Raw genomic sequence first — 18,445 nt, forward strand, 5'->3', positions numbered from 1 at the left:
ACATCCCATGCGTCCGCACCGGGGAACACCTCACCGGCACTGACCGTGTCGCAGAGATCGCCGGCCGCCTGCCGGCCGACGGGTACATCAACGTCCAAGGCGACGAGCCGTTCATCGCTCCCGTCGCCATCAATGCCGTCTCCGAGGCGCGGAGCACCTGTCGCCGGACACCCTCGCCGTGAACGCGTACACCGAGCTGGTCGACGCGGGTACCATCCTCGACCACAACGTGGTCAAGGTGGCTGTCACAACCGACGGCCTAGCCCTCATGTTCTCGCGGCCGCCCATCCCGTACCCCAAAGCGACCGGCCCAGGTACCTCCGCCAACTGGGCATCTACGGCTTCACCGGCCCAGCCCTACAGCGCTTCCGACAGCTCCAAACGGGCCCACTCGAACGCGCCGAGGGAGTCGAAATGCTGCGCTTCATCGAACACGGTCACGCAGTGAAGATGATTCCTCTCGCGGACGACGGCATAGCGGTGGACACACCGGAAGACCTGGCACGAGCTAGTGACCTTCTCATTCAGCGCTCAACGTCATGACGCCCCGTGCTAAACAGCCTGACCTCGGCACGTCATACCCTCGATGCAGCGCTGCCGTGGCCCGCAAGCGACGTCGCCGCCACGTGCTTCTGCAGGACGGCGGGATGACAAGCCAAGGGGTGCGATCAATGCAGCCGACGGAAGCGGCGGCAATGGAGCATGGGAAAACGCCCAACGGCAACGCGCCTACCGCGTCAAAACCATCTCCCAGTCCCGATAGCAATGGGGCGGCCAGAGGCCCAGCACGAGACGACCCGCGCCGTACCGGTAGTCGGCGTCGGCCAGCCGGAAGACCGTTCCGGGCTGCTGTTCGACCATCATCGGCGTCCCCGGCTGTCGATGTGGACGGAAATCGCAGTACCAGGCAACGGCCGCAGCGCCACCCCATGCCAAGCCGTCGCCTGTATCCACGCGCCCACCCCATCCATCGGACACCATCCAGCCGAGCGGTTCCCCTGTTCTCGACGAGCAGGCCTCGCCGCCGCAACCGACGTCTGCCGGCGGTCGTAACGGACGGGTCATCGGCGTCTCAGGGTTGTGCCTCAACGGGGGCACCGGCCCGCGTGCCGACAGAGTCCACAGGCGCAGCTGCGACGACAGTCCGGGCCAGACGTAAACCGGGTGCGGGCGACGGCACCCGCAGAACCAGGGCCGATGCCTGCAGGCGGCAGGCGGTCAGGCCACCCTGCAGACCTGCGACGGTGACCCGCCCAACAATGGCGGCCGGGAGCCGCGGGTTCGTTGATCAGTCCGGCGTCGGAGCTGTGTCTCGGCGGGCCGGACGACGACGAGGATGGTAGGGCCCCTCGCAGCGCATGGCGGCCTGCAGCCAGTCCGCTGCGCAACGGTGGACCTTGCCGTAGCGAGCGGCGGGCGCCTCACGGCCGGCGGCCACCGCTCGCCCGCGGTTTCGCCCCCGACGTCGCTCCGGGCACGTCGGCCTCTGGCTAGGCTCGGCCAATGCTGGTCCGCGTCGTCAAGATGCACTGGATGCGCCTGCTGTTGGTCACGTTGTTGCTGGCCACGGCCCTCGTGGCGGATGGCGAGATCACCGCGCACGGCGTGCGTCCGGCCTCCGCCGGTGCCCACCCGTCGGCATCGCCGACCGCGACGGCATCTCCGAGTGCCTCGCCGCCCCCCGGCGTCTACGCCGACCGCCTGCCGCGGTTCGACAAGCCCCCGCCGGCCGTCCGCACGGCCGCGGCCGAGGACGGCGCCTTGCCGTGGGTCGCGCGGGTGCCGACCGATCAGCGGGTCGCGTTCCTCACCATCGACGACGGCTGGGTCAAGCATCCCGAGGCGGCCGAGCTGCTGCGGGAGGCGCACGTGCCCGTGACGCTGTTCCTCACGATCAACGCCATCAGCGACAACCCGGAGTACTTCCGGACGCTGCAGGGCCTCGGCGCGGTGATCGAGGCGCACACGATCACGCACAACAAGCTGACCGGCCTGTCGTACGACGCGCAGCGGCAGGAGATCTGCGGCTCGGCCGACCGGCTCGGCGAGCTCTACGGCCGTCGGCCGACATTGTTCCGACCGCCGTTCGGCGAGAAGGACGCGACGACGTTGCGCGTTGCACGCGACTGCGGGATGAAGGCCGCGTTCTTCTGGAAGGAGTCGGTCAATCAGGGCAACGTCTGGTACCAGGATGTCAAGGTCGTCCAGCCAGGCGACGTCATCCTCATGCACTTCCGCGACCAGTTCGTCGAGGACTTCATCGGCGCGCTGCAGGGCATCAAACGGGCCGGCCTGACGCCAGCCCGCCTGGAGGACTACTTCTCCTGATCGGCCCGGTGCGATCAGCCGGGGATCCAGCCAAAGGTGGCCGGGTTCGGCGGGATGCCGTCAGCCGGCCACCGCTCCAGTGCCGACACGAACGCCTCGGACCAAAACCCTCGGCGATGTCGAGGCTCCCGATCCGGCGGGCGAGTGTCGCGATCAACTGGGGCGCCTCGATCCGCCACAGCGCCTCGACCGACTTGCGCAGGTCCATGGCCGGGTCCGGTTCAGTCCGAGGTCGGGTCGAGCAACTGCTCGCTCTTGGCGAGCGCGTCAGCGTCGACAGTCTGGGCGAAGTCAGCCACGTCGAACAACGGCCGGATCTCCAGGATCTGCGAATCGCCGTAGGACGGGTCGAACGGACACCTCTTCGCCCACTCGATCGCCTCGGCCAGCGAGCTGACCTCCCAGATCCAGTAGCCCGCGATCACCTCTTTGGACTCGGTGAACGGGCCGTCGACCGCCGTCGTGCCCGCTGCCGAGAACGCGACCTTCGCCCCGGCGCTGGGCTGGAGCCCCTCGCCGCCGAGCATGATGCCGGCGTTGACGAGTTGCTCGTTGAAGACCCGCATCTTCTCGAACATCCCGGTCGTCGGCTCACCGTTGCCCTCGTCGGCGCCATCGCCCTTGGTCATCACATCACACGCATGAGGGTCTCAGTCCAGGCCGGTGCTCCGGCGCAGCAGGCCGGCGATGAAGTCGGTGTCGACCGTGTCGCCCTCGGCGAGGTCGACGACCTTGCGGTCGCCGTTGCCCACCGACCGCAGCACGCCCGGCACCGGGTCGACCTCACCAGCACCGAACACCATGAACGAGACCTTGGCGGCGGCCACGTGCAGCACTGCGGTGTTCTGGCCGGCGAGGTTGAAGTGCGGCTTGCCGTACTGGATGACCTCCTCGACGCCGAGGACGGTGTCGAGAACGGTCTGGCGCAGCGTCGCACAGGTCCTGCTGCCACGGCTTGGTCTTGGCGAGGTAGTCGGTGACGTCCTGGCTCATGTCGTCGCTCATCTCGGTGTTCCTGTTCAGGCGGTGGTGACGCGGTAGGTCGACACGACCGCCCCGGACTCGAAGGTGGTGGTCTCGAAGTGCTGGAGGCCGATTCGGCTCTCGGCGCGGAACAGCGGCTCGCCACTGCCCTTGAGGACCGGGTAGGTCCAGATCTTGTACTCGTCGAGGAGGCCGACCGTCGCGAGTGCATCGGTCAACCGGCCGTTGCCCGAGATCAGGATGGTCGGTGCCATGGTTCTCCTTGAGTGCCTTGACAGTGGTCAGCAGCTCGGCGCCGGCGATGACGGTCGTCGGGTTCCAGGCGCTGGTGTCGACCGGTTGGGAAGCGACGACGGATCGTCGCGGTGACGTCGAGCCGGTCGCACACGAGGTCGGCCGCGACGACCACGGTGAACCCGGCGACCAGACACCAGGACCGGACACGACCGAGTCCAGCCGCCGAGGACCGTGCCGCCACAACGAAGGCGACAGCAACTGCGACGATCGCCATCCAGCGCAGGTCGCGGGCCCAGTAGGTGTTGTTGCTCGCCACCTCTTCGCCGACCGGCTCGGTCAACGACTGCAGTCTGGTCAGCCCGACCGCCCAGAACACCGCACCGGCCCACAAGATCATCAAGCCGAAGAGCCGCCCCATCCACGGATGCCGCATCGAGCACCGCCGACATTCTGCCGCTTACGCGCGAGGTCCACGCTTGGGACGCGTTGCGTGGCTTCGATGAAGGCCGGGTCGCCGACGCCCGCGCAGGTCCCCTGCCAAGGCGAGCTATTGCAGCCCGCACATCGGCACGAGCGAGCACCGCCACCGTCGTGCGAGCCGCCCGGTCTACCACCACTCAGCGTGACGATCTCCGCGTTGGCTGCCGCGCGACACCTGCGGCAAATGTGCGCGCGTTCGCTGTGCGAATGTCGGGCGGCGCGAAATTTCCCAGCGGGGGCGCCGGTGAACCGTCAGTAGGGTTCATGTCGTGGCCGGTTTCCGCTGCGGCGAGCCGCGTTCGCGACGGCGACCTGACGGTGCGTGATCGGCTGTTGGCCCTCCGTGCTGCGTTCTGTGCTTCCGGACGTACGGGCTCTTGTCGGGAACGGCCTGTCTCGTGCGGACGGGCCTCACTCAGTATGCGAGGCCGTCAATGTCATCGCGACGGTCGTGCCATGCAGGTTGAGTTTGGCTAGCGCGGTGAGCCGGTTCAGCACGTCGGGCCGTCCATCGAAGTTTATTCTCGCCGATGTAGAGCGTTGTGAGAGCGGTGAGATTGGCCAAGCTTTCCGGCAATGTCGCCAACTCGTTCCTGGACATGTACAGCTCAGTGAGGGAGGTCAGATTGCCCAGTGTCTCGGGCAGCACGGTCAGCCTGTTGTGCGACAGGTACAGAATGGTGAGGGCGGTCAGGTTGCCCAGGCTGTCTGGAAGGACGGTCAGTTGGATTCGGCCCAGTGCCAGGTAGGTATAAGGCACGTGGCGTTACCGATGCTGTCGGGCAGCGTCGTCAGCTGGTTGTCGGCCAGGCCGAGCATAGCGAGGGACGGCATGTCGACCAGGACGTCCGGCACGGTGGTGAGCTGGTTGCCTTCCAGCTCGAGTTCGTGCAGCGCCATCAGGCTGGCCATACTCTCCGGCAGCGTCGTGAGCTCGTTTTGGGCCAGGCCGAGTACGCGCAGAGACGTCAGTTTGGCGATGACGTCGGGAACTGCGACCAGAGCCTGTTGTTCGCCATGGTGAGGGTCGTGAGGGCGGTGAGGTCGGCCAGTTCCTCGGGGAGTCCGGTGAGCTGGTTGTCGCCGGCGTAGAGCGTGGTGAGCGACGCGAGCTTGCCCAGGCTTTGCGGCAATGCGCGGTCAGCTGATTGCCGGACACGCCAAGCATGGTCAGGTCACTGAAGAGGTTGCCGAGGCTGTCCGGTATGGGGAGTTGAGCTGGTTGTTGTTTACGTAAAGCTCGGTGAGCGCGGTGAGGTTGCCGAGGGTCGTCGGCAGTGTGGTCAGTTTGTTGCCGTGCAGGTAGAGAGCTGCGTGAGGGCGGTGAGGTTGCCTAGACCCTCCGGGAGTGCGGTGAGTTGATTTTCGTGGACGTCGAGCTTGGTGAGCGCGGTGAGGTTTCCCAGGCTCTCCGGCAGGGTGGTCAGCTTGTTGGCGCCCAGCCTCAGCTCGCGCAGGGCCATCAGATCACTAGGGGTTCGAGTCCCTTCGGGCGCGCAACATCAAGAGGCGGTTGACCTGCGTAAACGTAGATCAACTGCCTCTTTTCGTTTGTCCATTGTGGACTTGAGAACCAACCTTCTGATCCGTATGGGCGATCGACGGGTGCGCATGCCGAAACGGTGCCCGGCGTGCTGAACGGTTGCGCTACATCCGATCACCACCGGAACACAACGCGATCGCTGCGGCGTGGATCCGCACGGCGATCACCCGTGCGGGGTCGGTCGGTCAGAGCCCGCCGGAGACGGTGATATCGCTGCCGGTGACGTACGACGCCGCTGGGGAGATCAGCCACGACACGGCGTCGGCGATCTCATTCGGCCGGCCGGCGCGACCGAGTGGACTACTCACGGCGGCTTCCTTAGCTCCTTCAGTTCCGGCCGCCATCTGCGTGTCGATGACACCTGGCGAGACGCTGTTGACCCGGATCCCTTCGGGGGCGACCTCGTGCGATAGGCCACGGCTGAACGACACCACGGCGCCCTTGGTGGCCTCGTACGGCACGAATCCCTGGATGCCGGGGGGCGCCTGGGCGGCGATCGAGGCGATGTTCACGATCGAGCCGCCCGTGCCGCCCCGCGCGGTGGACATCGCCTGCACGGCGTGCTTGGCGCAGACCATGGGGCCCACGACGTTGGTCTGCATCAGGCGGGTCAGGTGCTCTGCATCCTGCTCGTCGATACGAGCCTGGTCGCCGGCCGATCCGGCGTTGTTGACCAGCGCGGCCAGCGGGCCGATCTCCTGTCGTGCCCGGTCGAACAGCTCCGCGACGTCGCGCGGTGCCGTGACGTCCGCGCGCACGGCGACGGCCCGCCCACCGCGACCCCGGATGTCGGAGACGACGGACTCGGCGCCGTCGGCGTCCGCGGCGTAGTTGACCACCACGCCGTACCCGTCGTCGGCCAGCTTCTGCGCGATCGCGGCGCCGATCCCCCGGCTCGCACCGGTCACGATCGCCGCGCCCTTGGTCTGCGTCATGTGGATGCCCTCCCGTCGTAGGACCTTGTTCCAGTTTTCCGCGACCCCGTGCCGCAACCCTCACCCATTGGGGCGGGGCGGGATGGGCCGGTTTCGCCCGACGCTGGGGTCATGAGGGTCGTGGTGAACCTGACGCGATGCGAGGCGTACGCGCAGTGTGCCTTCCTCGCCCCGGACGTCTTCCGGATGCGCGGTGTCGAGGCGCTGATGTACGATCCGCAGCCCGACGATGCGCAGCGGGATAAAGTGTCGCGGGCCGCGGCAGCGTGCCCGGTGCAGGCGATCCTGGTCGACGACCTCGAGGACCGGGAGGTCCCGGCATCGGCCGGGCTCAGCGCCGTCCGGCTCGGCCAGCCCGCGCCGGATGATGGGTACACAGCGAGGTAGGCCAGGACATACCGAACGACAATCGACGTCTGCTGATGGATGTTGCCGGCTGGCCGCGGGATCTGCTCGATTGCTACAAACTCAAAGGTTACGCACGGTGACGGCGCCACGTTCCGGCGCCATCCGGACCTGCCGAGAGTCGGATGCCGTGCCGGTGTTCAAGGACGCGTCGCGCTGCTTTCCGGCCGCGTCTCAGGGTGCCGGTAAGAAACGTGTCACCAGCCGCGAACCGCGACGATCAGGCGGCGGGGCGGTCGGGCCGGTTGTCCGGCCACCGCGCGGCGCGCTTGGCGCACCTGCCTGACGATCTTGCTGTGGTGCGGGCCGGGCGGTCAGCCGTCGGGCGATGGCAACACGGCCGCCGCGGCCCTTCGCCTCAGGGGAGGTACCGCACCTCGGGGAAGGCCGGGCAAGGGCCTTCGAGCAGGCGCTGCCGCTGGTGGCGCAGGTGCAGGTCGAAGAAGGCGAGGGGGTACGCCTGCTGGATGCGTACCGCGCGGCCGGGGTCGAGTGTGCCGATCCAGGTCCGCAGGACCTCGTCGCTGACGCCGACCGCTGCCGCGATCTGCGGCAACAGGACTTGGTAGTCGTCGTACGCGTTGTGGACCGCACCGTCGGCCTGGACGTTGAGCTTCCAGCCGGTCAGGTGTGACCAGAATTGGGCGACCGGCGGCGTGGCTCGGGTGTAGTCCGCGGTCATCAGCATGAACGGCCGGTCGAGATCGCTGGTGATGAGCGGTTCCATCGGGCCGTCCAGGCTCAGTCCGGCTCGGACGCGCGGATCCATGCCCATGAGGAGAGCGGTCGCGGTCCCGCCTTTCGAGGCGCCGAACATGCCGATGCGCCGCGGATCGGGTGCGCCGCCTAGCCCGGCCGGCAGCGGCTTGCCGTCGGCGTCGGGGTTGTGGCCGGCGGCGAGACGGCCGATGCAGTCCAGTACGTACGGGATGTCCAGGGCGAAGTCCCGGGCGCCCAAGTAGTAGTCCCCGTCGAGCGGGGCGAGGCGCCGGCCGTCGGGGAATTCGACGAACGCGTCGTATGTGTGGTCCACGGTGACCACCAGGTACCCGTGGCTGGCCAGTTCCTGCACCACGATCGTGGTGTCGGCGCGTTGGTCGTGCGCTTCGTGTGAGAACACTACGACCGGTAGCTGGCCACCCGAGTGCCGCACCGGCGCACCCACGTGCCCGGCGGTGATCGGTGGGGCGGCCACCGGGTCGGCCGGGATCTCGTTGAGCTGCAGCAGTGCGCGCATGAGCGGGTCGGACATCCAGACGGCCCGTGGGTACCGGGCGACGTCGCGGGCCGGGTACCAGACGCTGACCATCAGTTCGCGGTAGTGGCCCGGGCCGGCCACCGGATCCGGCCGCGACCGGTCGACCAGGTGCAGCGCGACCGTACCGATCGGGTACGGACCGGTCGGCGCGGGCAGGACCATTCGCGGCGGGCTCAAGGTGAGCGGGCTGCTGGCGGCCGGAGCCGCTTCCGCGCGCCCGGCGAGGCCGAGCGGCGCGGTGAGCCCGGCGGCCAGCGCGGCGGTGATGAGGCCACGGCGGGTCAGGTGTGGGCCGATCGACGGTGTGAGGGTCATGGCGCCTCCTGCTGTTTTGGGGTAGCACCGGCCGCCTGGCCGCTGCTTTCGCGCGCACGGTGATCCGCGTGCCGACCGGCCGGCCGCGCACGATGCGCCCGTCGGCGGCGAGCAGCAACAGCAGCCGACTCGTCGCCGTGCGCCGGAGTGCGGGGACGGTTGTTCGGTCGACTGGTGTCGCTACTGCCCGTTGGTCGTCTCGACGCGGGCGACGAGCTGCTTGAGTCGCACGATCTCTTCGGTGAGCGCGGTGTTGCCGGTGGCGGTGAGGGTGATCCAGGTGCGGCCGCGCCGGCCTTCGTAGCCCTTCTCGACCTCAATCAGGCCGGCCGCTTCCAGCACGCTGAGGTGCTTGGAGAGGTTGCCGGCGGTTAGCTCGAGTTGGGTGCGCAGGTAGCCGAATTCGACTCGGCGTGCCTCATGCGCGATGGTCAGGATGCCGAGCCGTGCCCGCTGGTGCACCACCTCATCCAGCCCGGTGACCGGGTGCCCGGCATCCGGGTCCGGGGTGCCGGTCGCGGCCGTCACCGCTGCAGCCTGCGGGCCGCTCTGAAGAAGCCGACCGCGCCGAGCAGCAGCACTGCGCCGCTGATGACTTGCGGTACCGCGAATCGGGCCTGAAGTCCCCAGCCTGCCAGTCCCCAGCCCTCGTTCATCGGCAGTACCAGCAGCACCGCTGCCAGGTAGACGAGGGTGAACAGGAGCAACCCGATGTTGCGCTCCAGCCGGGCCAGCGCCAACAGCGCGATGCCGATCATGCTCCAGGGTGAGACCAGCCGGTCCAGCACCAACCCCCAGTACGAGAGCCGCTGCATCGACTCCGGGTGGCTCGGAAAATACAGGGCCGCGGCCACCCACGCGGCGGTGAACACGACGGTCGTCGCGGCGCCGGCGATCGTGTACGGCAGCACCCGGCCACCCAGCCCCCGCGCCCGGACAGCCCGCACGTAGGAGACGGCGATCGCCGTATAGGCGAGCATGAGCGCCGGTGGCCAGTAGTACAGCACGCCCCGCCGCGCGAATTCGCAGCTGGTGTCCGGGTGGCAGTGCACCGTCATACCGAGCCAGTCGAACGGGATCCCGACGAGCGTCACCGCGGCCAGCACCAGCAGCGCAACCCAGGTCATCCGTTGGTCGAGACGCACCCGGTGCGCCAGGGAGCGAACGTAAGACAGCAGTCGGCGGGGATCCCCGCCGGCAGAAATCGAATCAGTGGTCATGCCAATAGGTTTCCACAACAGACCTGTCGGCGCTAGTACCGAATTGGCTGAGACATCACACGGACCGCGAGCGGCGACCGACCCCCGCCCGTCAGGTATTTGAGGGGCGCACAGCAGCAACGCGGCTGCCATTCCACAGGCCGGCGCTGGCGGGGCCAGCCCGATCCCGCCGATCGGGTGCGCCGCCGAGTCGGTCCAGATCCCGAAAGGGAACGGCGTAGTCAGCCGGACCGTCCTGGGGTGGCGGCGGCGCAAGCTCCTGCGGGGCACTGGGCTGCGGGTGATACGGCCACCGCGGTTTTCGCTTCGGCCCGTTCACCCTCGAACTCGGCCTGCTGCGCGGTCCACTACACGTGCTCCCGATACCACAGCACCGGCTGGAACGCCTGCCGGCGGAGCGCGCCGTGCGCCTCGGCGTCATGGTCTTGCGCGGGCGCGACGTTTCCGGGTTTGAGCAGGACGGCAACGGTGTGACCGTGCAGGCCGCCGCCGAAGACTCGCCCGTCGAGCTGCGCGCCTGGTACCTCGTCGGTTGCGACGGCGCACAGAGTGCGTAAGAGCCTCGGTATCGGCCTCCCCGGCGTGACGAGCGCCAACATCTCCCGGCTGGCCCGGGTCACCATCCCGGCGGGCGCTGTGGCCCGGGTCGGCGATCGCATCGAGCTGCACGGTGTCGGCCGGCTCGTGCCCTTCCGGCCCAACCGGACCGGACACGGGTCGATCACCATCGCCCCTGCCGACGCGCTCGATCGGCCCGCCCCGGGATGACGTGTACATCGTCAGCACGCACGAACCGCGCGGTGACAGTGAGCCGACCGATGAGCTGAGCAACGAGGAGCTGCGGGGCGAGCCTTCGCCGCGTCCTGGGTGCCGAGCTGCCGTACACGACGGCCTATGCCGCGAGGAGCGTCGTCACGAACAGCCGGCACGCGGAGCGGTACCGCGAAGGCCGGGTCTTCCTCGCCGGCGACGCCGCGCACATCTTCAGCGCTGGCGGCTCGGCCATCAACGCCGGCCTGCTCGACGCCGTCGCCCTCGGCAAGACCCTCGCCGCGGTACTGCGCGGCGCGGCGCCGCAGACTCTGCTCGATGCCTACCAGTCGCAGCGGCACCCCGCTGCGCAACGCACCCTCGCGCTCACGCGCCTGCAGGTGGCGCTCGAAGCCGGCGACGAGACCGGCGAGGCACTGCGCGACGTGCTCGGCGAGTTGGTGCAGGACCGCGCCACCGCGCGCCGGATCGCGACGCTCATCGAAGGCTGAGCCGAACGCGCGCCGTCTCTCGGAGCGGTCCCCGTTGGGCGGCTGTTCAAAGCCACGCCGACCACGGCGTGGGACGTCAGGATCCCCTGCGGGCAAATGGGCCAGACCGAGAGCATCGTCTCGCAGCGAACATCCGCTTCTGCCACTGACGGAGCGCGAAAAGGGCAAGCCGGATTTGCGCCGTACGCTCGAGCTGTGGACCGCAGCGGCCCAGCTCGCGTCGGCAGCACCGAGGCGGAAGTCGGCCTTCCTCGGATGGCCGAGGCATTTCCCAAGCTTGTGGCCGAGATTGACCGGCTTTTTGACGCTCGATGATCCCGAGGACCCTCTTGCCGGCACGGTCGGCGACCTGCGGTACTACGGGCGCTGTACTTGTACAGAAACCTGCAGCAACCCCCTGACCGCACCAACCGGATCGGCTGGGCCCCACCTTGCCCAACTCGAACGGAACGGTACCGACGTCATCTGGCTCAGCCTCAACCCCAGCGGCACGACTGTCGTCGACATCGAGGTACTCGACCCGAGCGGTCTCGATGTCAGCCTTGCAGACGGTGAGCAGCCGCCGCGCCCACCGCCGTTCGGCAATGCTTGATCACGTTTCCGCACATGCCGCGAGTGCCGCGCGGCGGCCGGCTCGAAGACCGTCACGCTTCGTGGTCGTTTGCCCGCGGATCCGCCACGCAATCGCGCTCACGCTCGTGCCGATCCGGTGCATTGGCGGCCCCACCTGCCGGCAACCGACCGTATCCGACGGCGCCAAGCTTCGACCCCGACCGTGGCCGTGGAAAGGGCTCAGCGACTGCGGCTGCCTCGGCAGCCCCCGAGCGAGCAGGGGCGGCCAACGACGGTCTCGCCGGCGACGCGCCGACGCAGCACGGTGTGCAGCATGTCGGCGGTGATGACGGCCGGTCGGCCGCCGTGTTTGCCTTTGCGGGCTGCGGCGTCGAGGCCTTCGAGGGTGGCCTCGCGGATGTTCTCCCGTTCGGTCTCGCCCATCGCGGCGAAGAACGCGAACAGCATGCGGCCGGAGCCGGCCGGGTCGTAGAGGCCGGGCAGCGGCCCGGCGAGCATCTCCAGGACCAGGCCGTGCGCGCTGAGATGGTCGGCCAGTGCGGTGAGCTCGGCGGCGTCACGGCCGAGCCGTTTCATCTCGTTGACGGTGAGGATGACCCGGCAGTGCGGGGCGTGGGCTTTGATCTCGTGGGCCAGAGCGAGCGCCGCCTCGAACTGCGGCCGGACCCGGACCCGGGTGGAGATCTTCTCGGCGAAGATCTTGTCGCGGGGATGCCGTGCGCGGCGAGTGCGTCCAGTTGTGACTGCAGCTCCTGGGTCAGGGTGCTGCAGCGGGCGTAGCCGATCCGGATGTCCACGGCCGGGGTGTCGGCGGGCAGCGGCGCCAGCGGCGGGGTGCCCGGCCGCCACGGCTGTCCGGGACCGCGGTCGGCCGGGGTCAGTACCCGCAGCGCCTTGCTCAGCCGGCGGACCTTGGTGAACCGCCCGGTGTGGTACGAGGTCTCGGGATCGTGGTCCTCTACACCAACCATGCCCGGAATGTTCGCGCAAACATTTCTCAGAACCTCGCAGCGACACTCTTGCGTGAGAACGGGTTGTGAGAATGAATCCGGTCCGGATCGGCGGCACCGGACCGGTCTCCGGATCTCTTCTCAGAATGGACCGTTTCTGCGAACACCCTCCTCGGCGGCGGCGAGCACTCAGGCGGCGGCGCGGTCGCCGGTGCGGCGGCGGCGCAGGTCGGTCTGGGCGAGTGCGGGCGGTGTGTAAGCGATGTCGAGGGTGCCCGGGTTCACCCCGGGCGCGACGACCTCGTCGATCCGGTCGAGGGTGGCGTCGTCGAGGGTAGTGCCGGCGCCGGCGAGCAGGTCGTCGAGGTGCGCCATGGTGCGCGGGCCGATGATCGCCGAGGTGACCGCGGGGTGGCTAATGACGAAGGCCAGAGCCAGGTGGGTGAGCGACAAGCCGGCGTCTTCGGCGATCGGGACGAGTTGTTCGACGGCCGCGTGGTTGCGGGGGTCGGTCATGTGCTTGGGCACCCAGTGCATGCGCCCGGCCGAGGGCTGTTCGCCACCGGCACGGAAGCGGCCGGTGAGTAGACCCAACGCGAGAGGGCTCCAGGTCAGCGCGCCCATCCCGTAGCGTTCGCAGACCGGGAGGACGTCGCGTTCGATGCCGCGGTTGAGGATCGAGTATGTCGGTTGTTCGGTGCGAAACCGGGCCAGCCCGCGGCGTTCGGAGGTCCATTGGGCTTCGACGATTTCGGCGGCCGGCATGCTGGAGTGGCCGATCGCGCGGACCTTGCCGGCTCGCATCAGGTCGGTGAGGGCGGCGAGGGTCTCCTCGATGTCGGTGCCGGGTTCGGGGTGATGGACCTGGTAGAGGTCGATGTGGTCGACGCCGAGGCGCCGCAGGGAGTCCTCGATCGCGGTGACGATCCAGCGCCGCGAGCTGCCGCGCCGGTTCGGGTCGGTGCCCATGGCGCCGTTGAACTTGGTGGCGAGCACGACGTCGTCGCGGCGGCCTTTCAGCGCTTTGCCGACGATGCGTTCGGTCTCGCCGTCGCCGCCGTACACGTCGGCGGTGTCGATGAAGTTGATGCCCGCGTCGAGTGCCCGGTGGATGATCCTGGCGCAGTCGTCGGGGTCGGGGTTGCCGAACGGGGCGAACATCATGGTGCCCAGGCAATAGGGGCTGACCTGGATGCCGGTGCGGCCGAGGGGGCGCATACGCATGTGCTGTTCCTTCGCGGGACGGGGGCGGTCCGGGGCGGCCTGGCTCGGCAGCCCCGGACCGGACGGGTGTGGTGGGTCAGCCGGCGTAGGCAACGGCGACGTCGAGGATCCAGGTGACGCCGAAGCGGTCGGTGAGCATCCCGAAGCCCGGCGCCCACTGCGAGGGGCCGAACTTCTCGATGATCTCGGCGCCGTCGGCGAGTTTGTCCCACAGCGCGCTGACCTCTTCGGCGGTCTCGCCGCGCACGGAGACGAAGAACCGCTCGCCGGTCAGGGTCATGCCGTGCTCGCGGGTGGTGGCCGCGGCCGGGACGGCGGCGGGGGCCTGGCTGGGCACGTCGTAGGCCATGATGCTGAACCCGTTGTCGGCGGTCACCTGACCGAAGACCACCTTGTCGGCGTCGGGCAGTTCCTTGGGCATGCCGAAGTCCCCGTAGGCGACGACGGTCAGGTGGCCGCCGAACACCGACTGGTAGAACTCCAGCGCTGCCCGGGCGTCGCCGCGGAAGTTCAGGTGCGTGGTGGTGATGATGGCCATGCGGGACTCCTTGGTGGTCGTTCGCGGGCGCGATCGCGCCCGCGATGGGCTGGTTGAACCTCAGGTGAGGGAACCAGAGCAGGGGGAAGGTGGACGGCCGCATCGGTGGATCCGACCGCCGCCGGTGCGGTCTCAGACGGCCAGCAGGACGGCGCTGACGATCAGGCTGCCGACGAGGTTGTAGCTGCCGGAGATCGCCGCGTAGAGCAGCGGTCGCGGGAAGTTGGGGTTGATGGCGATGGTGACGGTGTTGGCGGTGAGGTAGCCGACGCCGACGATGAGGCCGAACAGCAGCGCGTCGCCATAGCTGTCGATGTTCAGCGCGGCGAACAGGATCGCGCTGGTGAGCGTGATGATCAGGCCGGCGAGCGGCGGCCCGGCGAAAAACAGCGGGGTCGACGGCGCTTTCGCGTTCGCGTCGCGGCCGAGGGAGCGGTTGTACGCCTTGGGGAACAGGGCTACGAACCAGAGGCCGCCGAGCAGGGACAGGGCGATGAACCCGACCAGGACCCCGAGCCAGTTGAGATCGCCCAGAACATCGGACATGTGTTGTCTCCGTATATGAAGGGGATGAGCGGCTCTCGGCGTCACCGAAGCACCGTGCTTGACCGGCTCGAGTTCAAGATTCGCAGCAGTAGGTGACAGGTTGTGGCACCTACTGCGGGCAGAATCAGGATCATGCCGAAAACGTCCGCGCGACTGCTGGCCCTGCTGTCGTTGCTGCAGACCCGCCGGGACTGGTCCGGCACCGTGCTGGCCGACCGCCTGGACATCAGCCTGCGCACCGTGCGCCGCGACGTCGACCGGCTGCGCGAGCTCGGCTATCCCATCGCCGCGGTCAAAGGCCCGGTGGGCGGTTACCGGCTCAGTGCGGGCACCGACCTGCCCCCGCTGTTGTTCGACGACGATCAGGCGGTCGCTCTCACTGTCGCTCTGCAGATCGCCGCGACCACCCCCGGCAGCGGCCTCGCCGAGGCCGCCGAACGGGCGCTGAACACCATCCGCCAGGTGATGCCCTCCCGGCTACGTCACCGCATCACCGCACTCGACGTCACCGCCGTCGAGCGGCCCACCACACGGCCGGCCGAACCGGTCGACGCCGACGTGCTCCTGACCATCAGCGCCGCCGTTCGCGCCCGCGAGATCCTGCGCTTCGACTACGGCTCCGACAGCACGAAGCCGCCGCGCCGCACCGAACCACACCACGTGATCACCTGGGACGGGCGGTGGTACCTCGTCGCGTGGGACCTCGACCGTGACGGCTGGCGTACCTTCCGCGTCGACCGGATGAGCCTGCGCACCCCCAACGGGCCGCGCTTCACTCACCGTGCGCTGCCCGGCGGAGACGTTGCCGCGTACGTCACCGGCGTCTTCCGTGGTTCCGAAGACGCTTCGGGAAACTGGCCGTGCCAGGGCACGGTGCTCCTCGACCTGCCGGCCGCCACCGTGGCCCTCTACACCCGCGACGGCCTCGTCGAGCAGATCACCCCCGACCGCTGCCGGCTCACACTCGGCTCCTGGTCCTGGCCCAGCCTCGCCGCCGCGATCGCCCGCTACGACGCCGACATCGACGTCGTCGGCCCCGACGAACTCACCGAGGCCTTCGCGCATCTCGCCCGCCGATTCACCCGAACCTCAGCAGGCCACACCCCAACACAGTCCCCTCCGGGTGATGGTGATGCTCACGAGGCCTCCCGGCGGTGAAACTGTTGCGGGCACGCCGAAGTGGCCGGAGACGAGGTCAGGTCTGCGCTGGACGACCGCACTGCAGACGGCCATCGAGGGGATGACCGTCGACAACGTGCCGACATCGACGGTGGCCGCGATCTCGCCGCGGTCCACAGCCCGGCGCAGGAACAGCAGGTGCACCTCGGCCCACGGCTCGACCGTCGCGGCGTCGACGGCATCGGCCAAGCCCTGGTCGATCGAGATCATGGAGGCGATTCCTCCATGATCATCAGCCCCGCTCGCCGTCCTCAGCCGACGGCGGCTCGAACAGGGCGAGCAGGTCACCGCGCAGAGCTCCGGTGTCAGGTAGTTCGTCGGAGTTGATCTGACTGCGTTCATCCGGGCGATAACGTCGATAACCAGATCCGCCGTCGACTGCAAAGGCCCTTACCCGGCCGCACCCGCCCCGGCGACACGCAGCGGCCGGTAGCCGTCGGTGTCGAGCTGGGCGAGTTCGCCGTCGATGTCGACTGAGTGTGTGCCGTAGAAGTGCACGTTCTCGTGGTGGGTCGGCCAGGTGTGCGCCAGGACCTCGTCGTCGACGTCGCGGCCGGTCCAGCGCAGGGCGGCGACGTCGAGGCCGTGGTACTCCGTGGACCAGCAGACGATCGCGTTGGTGGCCAGGGTCAGGCCCACATCGGCCGAAACCCAGCACCGCGGCCACGCCATCATCGAACGCGTCTTCGCCGAACTCATCGACGGCCCCCTCGCCCACCTACCCTCCGGCCGGTTCAACGCCAACAATGTCTGGCTGGCCTGCATCACCATCGCGCACAACCTCACTCGCGCCGCTGCCATCCTGGCCGGACGACCCCATGCCACAGCCCGCGCCGCCACCATCCGCCGACAGCTGATCAACGTCGCTGGCCGGATCAGCCGACACGCCGGCGAGATCACCATCCACCTGCCGCAACACTGGCCCTGGCGACACAACCGGCTACGCCTGTTCACCACCGCCCACGCCCCACCCACCTGACCATCCACACAGGACAGTCACCCGCAGCCGACGACGCCGGCCACCCACAACGCCAGACCCCACCGAGTTATCGAGCACGCCGGCAACCCGGCCGGTCACCCCAGCACGCCCCGACCAAAACCCAAGATCATCAACTCAGACCAGCCGAGCGTCGAAACCTCATCTGTGGATCAGGGCTGAGGTACCCGAACCAGCGTTCGACCTGGTTGATCCAGGACGAGCCGGTTGGGGTGAAGTGCATGTGGAAGCGGGGATGGCGGGCCAGCCAGGCGCGGACGTCCGGGGTCTTGTGGGTGCCGTAGTTGTCGCAGATCAGGCGGACGTCCAGTTCGGCCGGCACCGTCTTGTCGATCGTGACCAGGAACTTTTGAACTCGGCGGCGCGGTGCTGGCGGTGCAGCCGGCCGATCACGGTGCCGTCGGCGATGTTGAACGCGGCGAACAGGCTCGTGATGACGTTGCGGTGGTAGTCGTGGGTCCGCCGCTCGGGCATGCCCGGCATCATCGGCAGCACGGGCTGGGACCGGTCCAGGGCCTGGATTTGGGACTTTTCGTCCACGCACAGCACCACGGCCCGTTCGGGTGGATTGTGGTACAGGCCGACGACGTCGACCACCTTCTCGATGAACTGCGGATCGGTGGACAGTTCGAACGTGTCCGCCCGGTGCGGTTGAGGCCGAAGTCCCGCCAGATCCGCCCGACCGTGGACTTCGACAACCCGGACCGATCGGCCATGGACTTGCGCGACCAGTGGATGGCGTCACGGGGTGTCTGTTCCAGGGTGGTGCCCACGACCTGTTCGATCTGGTCCAAGCGGATTGACGGCGGCCGGACGGGTCGCTGCTCATCGATCAGCCCGTCGAGACGCTCCTTCAGGAACCGCCGCCGCTACTTGCCCACAGTGGACAGATGCACACCCAACGCCGTCGCCACGCCGGTGTTCGAGGCGCCCTCGGCGCACGCCAGGATGATCATCGCACGCATCGCCAGGACCTGCGCCGACTTCGCCCGCCGCGACCAGCGGACCAGCGTCGCGCGTTCCTCGTCGGACAGCACCAGCGGCGGGGTGGGACGCCCGGTCCTCGGCATCCCATCACCCTACACCCACTTATTAGGCGAACTTACGGCGCAGGACACTAGCTACTTCGACCTGAAAAAGTAGATCGATGGTTGTCGGCGTGTCCGGCTATGCCGGGCACGCCGGGGTGTCACCATGTTTGGTGACAGGAAGTCGTTGGCGCGCAAGGGATTGCGGTCATGCTGCGGACACGGAACGTGCAGCCGTCGTTGTGGGAGTCGGTGCTGCCGGAGGTGTGCCTGCGGCTGCCGGCAGAGCTGGAACGGGTCGATGCGTGGCTGGACGACGAGCGGTTCCTGGTCCCGTTCGTGCCGCATTTCTCGCCGCGGATGGGCCGGCCGAGCGTGCCGATGGAGACCTACCTGCGGTTGATGTTCCTCAAGCATCGCTACCAGCTGGGCTATGAGTCGCT

General features: G+C 68.5%; 32 protein-coding genes and 2 pseudogenes. 10 read left to right on the plus strand and 24 right to left on the minus strand.

Translation table 11 applies throughout. The features are described from left to right. The first annotated feature begins 2 nt into the window (after window positions 1–2). A complete protein-coding gene (locus tag ABT369_RS47685; protein ID WP_350623526.1) occupies window positions 3–182 on the plus strand; it encodes a cytidylyltransferase domain-containing protein in 180 nt (59 codons plus the stop codon). 547 nt (window positions 183–729) lie between these two features. On the opposite strand, the gene ABT369_RS47690 is transcribed toward ABT369_RS47685, so the two are convergent. Beyond that, window positions 730–954, minus strand: a complete 225-nt coding sequence (locus ABT369_RS47690; RefSeq protein WP_350623492.1) for a hypothetical protein — start codon at window positions 952–954, stop codon at window positions 730–732. 549 nt (window positions 955–1,503) lie between these two features. On the opposite strand from ABT369_RS47690, the gene ABT369_RS47695 reads away from it, so the two are divergent. Then, window positions 1,504–2,328, plus strand: coding sequence for a polysaccharide deacetylase family protein (locus ABT369_RS47695; RefSeq protein ID WP_350623494.1), 825 nt, complete (start codon window positions 1,504–1,506; stop codon window positions 2,326–2,328). Window positions 2,329–2,549: 221 nt separating this feature from the next. Here ABT369_RS47695 and ABT369_RS47700 read toward each other — a convergent pair whose 3' ends face one another. From ABT369_RS47700 to ABT369_RS47740, 9 genes are all read right to left on the minus strand, one after another. Beyond that, window positions 2,550–2,957 (minus strand): YciI family protein, encoded by a 408-nt coding sequence (locus ABT369_RS47700; protein ID WP_350623495.1) that lies wholly within the window; start codon window positions 2,955–2,957, stop codon window positions 2,550–2,552. 21 nt (window positions 2,958–2,978) lie between these two features. After that, window positions 2,979–3,257 (minus strand): DUF1801 domain-containing protein, encoded by a 279-nt coding sequence (locus ABT369_RS47705; protein ID WP_350623527.1) that lies wholly within the window; start codon window positions 3,255–3,257, stop codon window positions 2,979–2,981. A 90-nt stretch (window positions 3,258–3,347) separates the two neighbouring features. Beyond that, window positions 3,348–3,566, minus strand: a complete 219-nt coding sequence (locus tag ABT369_RS47710) for a dihydrofolate reductase family protein (protein WP_350623496.1) — start codon at window positions 3,564–3,566, stop codon at window positions 3,348–3,350. Then, window positions 3,548–3,967, minus strand: a complete 420-nt coding sequence (locus ABT369_RS47715; RefSeq protein ID WP_350623497.1) for a hypothetical protein — start codon at window positions 3,965–3,967, stop codon at window positions 3,548–3,550. Before ABT369_RS47715 ends, ABT369_RS47710 begins: the two co-directional genes overlap by 19 nt. Window positions 3,968–4,444: 477 nt before the next feature. After that, window positions 4,445–4,789: a leucine-rich repeat domain-containing protein gene (locus ABT369_RS47720; RefSeq protein ID WP_350623498.1), complete on the minus strand. Its 345-nt coding sequence runs from the start codon at window positions 4,787–4,789 to the stop codon at window positions 4,445–4,447. Further along, entirely contained in the window at window positions 4,750–5,031 is a 282-nt protein-coding gene (locus tag ABT369_RS47725; RefSeq protein ID WP_350623528.1) for a leucine-rich repeat domain-containing protein, read from the minus strand. The genes ABT369_RS47720 and ABT369_RS47725 overlap by 40 nt, the downstream gene beginning before the upstream one ends. Further along, window positions 4,998–5,162, minus strand: a complete 165-nt coding sequence (locus ABT369_RS47730) for a leucine-rich repeat domain-containing protein (protein WP_350623499.1) — start codon at window positions 5,160–5,162, stop codon at window positions 4,998–5,000. Before ABT369_RS47730 ends, ABT369_RS47725 begins: the two co-directional genes overlap by 34 nt. A gap of 150 nt (window positions 5,163–5,312) precedes the next feature. Next, complete coding sequence (locus ABT369_RS47735) at window positions 5,313–5,492, minus strand: leucine-rich repeat domain-containing protein (protein WP_350623500.1); 180 nt, start codon at window positions 5,490–5,492, stop codon at window positions 5,313–5,315. 265 nt (window positions 5,493–5,757) lie between these two features. Beyond that, a complete protein-coding gene (locus ABT369_RS47740; RefSeq protein ID WP_350623501.1) occupies window positions 5,758–6,507 on the minus strand; it encodes an SDR family NAD(P)-dependent oxidoreductase in 750 nt (249 codons plus the stop codon). 111 nt (window positions 6,508–6,618) lie between these two features. On the opposite strand from ABT369_RS47740, the gene ABT369_RS47745 reads away from it, so the two are divergent. Next, complete coding sequence (locus ABT369_RS47745) at window positions 6,619–6,894, plus strand: ferredoxin (RefSeq protein ID WP_350623502.1); 276 nt, start codon at window positions 6,619–6,621, stop codon at window positions 6,892–6,894. A 376-nt stretch (window positions 6,895–7,270) separates the two neighbouring features. Here the strand turns inward: ABT369_RS47745 and ABT369_RS47750 are convergent, their stop codons facing one another. From ABT369_RS47750 to ABT369_RS47760, 3 genes are all read right to left on the minus strand, one after another. Next, window positions 7,271–8,485, minus strand: coding sequence for an alpha/beta hydrolase family protein (locus ABT369_RS47750; protein ID WP_350623504.1), 1,215 nt, complete (start codon window positions 8,483–8,485; stop codon window positions 7,271–7,273). A 180-nt stretch (window positions 8,486–8,665) separates the two neighbouring features. After that, the gene (locus ABT369_RS47755; protein ID WP_350623506.1) at window positions 8,666–9,013 is read right to left on the minus strand and encodes a transcriptional regulator; all 348 of its coding nucleotides are present in this window, start codon (window positions 9,011–9,013) and stop codon (window positions 8,666–8,668) included. Next, entirely contained in the window at window positions 9,010–9,612 is a 603-nt protein-coding gene (locus tag ABT369_RS47760) for a hypothetical protein (protein WP_350623507.1), read from the minus strand. Before ABT369_RS47760 ends, ABT369_RS47755 begins: the two co-directional genes overlap by 4 nt. A 446-nt stretch (window positions 9,613–10,058) precedes the next feature. On the opposite strand from ABT369_RS47760, the gene ABT369_RS47765 reads away from it, so the two are divergent. The 4 genes and pseudogenes from ABT369_RS47765 (at window position 10,059) to ABT369_RS47780 (ending at window position 11,559) form a co-directional block, all read left to right on the plus strand. After that, window positions 10,059–10,262 carry an FAD-dependent monooxygenase gene (locus tag ABT369_RS47765; RefSeq protein WP_350623508.1) on the plus strand — a complete coding sequence of 68 codons (204 nt, stop codon included), beginning with the start codon at window positions 10,059–10,061 and terminating at the stop codon, window positions 10,260–10,262. After that, window positions 10,255–10,473 (plus strand): hypothetical protein, encoded by a 219-nt coding sequence (locus ABT369_RS47770; protein ID WP_350623510.1) that lies wholly within the window; start codon window positions 10,255–10,257, stop codon window positions 10,471–10,473. Before ABT369_RS47765 ends, ABT369_RS47770 begins: the two co-directional genes overlap by 8 nt. An 80-nt stretch (window positions 10,474–10,553) precedes the next feature. Beyond that, window positions 10,554–10,829, plus strand: a pseudogene (locus ABT369_RS47775) (FAD-dependent monooxygenase); the annotation flags it as partial. A gap of 427 nt (window positions 10,830–11,256) precedes the next feature. Then, window positions 11,257–11,559 (plus strand): hypothetical protein, encoded by a 303-nt coding sequence (locus tag ABT369_RS47780; protein WP_350623511.1) that lies wholly within the window; start codon window positions 11,257–11,259, stop codon window positions 11,557–11,559. 200 nt (window positions 11,560–11,759) lie between these two features. Here the strand turns inward: ABT369_RS47780 and ABT369_RS47785 are convergent, their stop codons facing one another. From ABT369_RS47785 to ABT369_RS47805, 5 genes are all read right to left on the minus strand, one after another. Further along, on the minus strand, window positions 11,760–12,224 hold the full coding sequence (locus ABT369_RS47785; RefSeq protein ID WP_350623529.1) for a recombinase family protein: 465 nt from the start codon (window positions 12,222–12,224) through the stop codon (window positions 11,760–11,762). Further along, a complete protein-coding gene (locus tag ABT369_RS47790) occupies window positions 12,113–12,511 on the minus strand; it encodes a hypothetical protein (protein ID WP_350623532.1) in 399 nt (132 codons plus the stop codon). Before ABT369_RS47790 ends, ABT369_RS47785 begins: the two co-directional genes overlap by 112 nt. A 168-nt stretch (window positions 12,512–12,679) precedes the next feature. Next, entirely contained in the window at window positions 12,680–13,714 is a 1,035-nt protein-coding gene (locus ABT369_RS47795; protein ID WP_350623512.1) for an aldo/keto reductase, read from the minus strand. Window positions 13,715–13,790: 76 nt separating this feature from the next. Next, a complete protein-coding gene (locus tag ABT369_RS47800) occupies window positions 13,791–14,252 on the minus strand; it encodes a VOC family protein (RefSeq protein ID WP_350623514.1) in 462 nt (153 codons plus the stop codon). A gap of 132 nt (window positions 14,253–14,384) precedes the next feature. Next, window positions 14,385–14,798: a DUF1761 domain-containing protein gene (locus ABT369_RS47805; protein WP_350623516.1), complete on the minus strand. Its 414-nt coding sequence runs from the start codon at window positions 14,796–14,798 to the stop codon at window positions 14,385–14,387. A 132-nt stretch (window positions 14,799–14,930) separates the two neighbouring features. Here ABT369_RS47805 and ABT369_RS47810 point away from each other — a divergent pair, with 132 nt between their 5' ends. Continuing rightward, the gene (locus tag ABT369_RS47810; RefSeq protein ID WP_350623518.1) at window positions 14,931–15,956 is read left to right on the plus strand and encodes a helix-turn-helix transcriptional regulator; all 1,026 of its coding nucleotides are present in this window, start codon (window positions 14,931–14,933) and stop codon (window positions 15,954–15,956) included. Here ABT369_RS47810 and ABT369_RS47815 read toward each other — a convergent pair. Both ABT369_RS47815 and ABT369_RS47820 read right to left on the minus strand, forming a co-directional pair. After that, window positions 15,888–16,361 (minus strand): TetR/AcrR family transcriptional regulator C-terminal ligand-binding domain-containing protein, encoded by a 474-nt coding sequence (locus ABT369_RS47815; RefSeq protein WP_350623519.1) that lies wholly within the window; start codon window positions 16,359–16,361, stop codon window positions 15,888–15,890. The genes ABT369_RS47810 and ABT369_RS47815 overlap by 69 nt on opposite strands. A 6-nt stretch (window positions 16,362–16,367) precedes the next feature. Beyond that, window positions 16,368–16,607: pseudogene (locus tag ABT369_RS47820) on the minus strand (Tn3 family transposase); the annotation flags it as partial. Between ABT369_RS47820 and ABT369_RS47825 the strand changes: the two are divergent. Continuing rightward, the gene (locus ABT369_RS47825; protein ID WP_350623521.1) at window positions 16,597–16,956 is read left to right on the plus strand and encodes a transposase; all 360 of its coding nucleotides are present in this window, start codon (window positions 16,597–16,599) and stop codon (window positions 16,954–16,956) included. The pseudogene ABT369_RS47820 and the gene ABT369_RS47825 overlap by 11 nt on opposite strands. Window positions 16,957–17,086: 130 nt before the next feature. On the opposite strand, the gene ABT369_RS47830 is transcribed toward ABT369_RS47825, so the two are convergent. The 4 genes from ABT369_RS47830 to ABT369_RS47845 are packed head-to-tail and all read right to left on the minus strand — an operon-like array spanning window position 17,087 to window position 18,044. Next, a complete protein-coding gene (locus tag ABT369_RS47830; protein WP_350623522.1) occupies window positions 17,087–17,296 on the minus strand; it encodes a transposase in 210 nt (69 codons plus the stop codon). Next, window positions 17,269–17,571 carry a hypothetical protein gene (locus ABT369_RS47835; protein WP_350623523.1) on the minus strand — a complete coding sequence of 101 codons (303 nt, stop codon included), beginning with the start codon at window positions 17,569–17,571 and terminating at the stop codon, window positions 17,269–17,271. Before ABT369_RS47835 ends, ABT369_RS47830 begins: the two co-directional genes overlap by 28 nt. Then, window positions 17,457–17,831: a helix-turn-helix domain-containing protein gene (locus ABT369_RS47840; RefSeq protein ID WP_350623531.1), complete on the minus strand. Its 375-nt coding sequence runs from the start codon at window positions 17,829–17,831 to the stop codon at window positions 17,457–17,459. Before ABT369_RS47840 ends, ABT369_RS47835 begins: the two co-directional genes overlap by 115 nt. Before the next feature lie 12 nt (window positions 17,832–17,843). Beyond that, window positions 17,844–18,044, minus strand: coding sequence for a helix-turn-helix domain-containing protein (locus tag ABT369_RS47845; RefSeq protein WP_350623524.1), 201 nt, complete (start codon window positions 18,042–18,044; stop codon window positions 17,844–17,846). Between the two features lie 168 nt (window positions 18,045–18,212). Between ABT369_RS47845 and ABT369_RS47850 the strand changes: the two genes are divergently transcribed. Beyond that, window positions 18,213–18,445, plus strand: a 233-nt coding sequence (locus tag ABT369_RS47850; protein ID WP_502891920.1) for a transposase, incomplete at its 3' end; no start/stop codon positions are given.

The sequence above is a fragment of the Dactylosporangium sp. NPDC000244 genome (assembly GCF_040300725.1).
Classification (GTDB): Bacteria; Actinomycetota; Actinomycetes; order Mycobacteriales; family Micromonosporaceae; genus Dactylosporangium.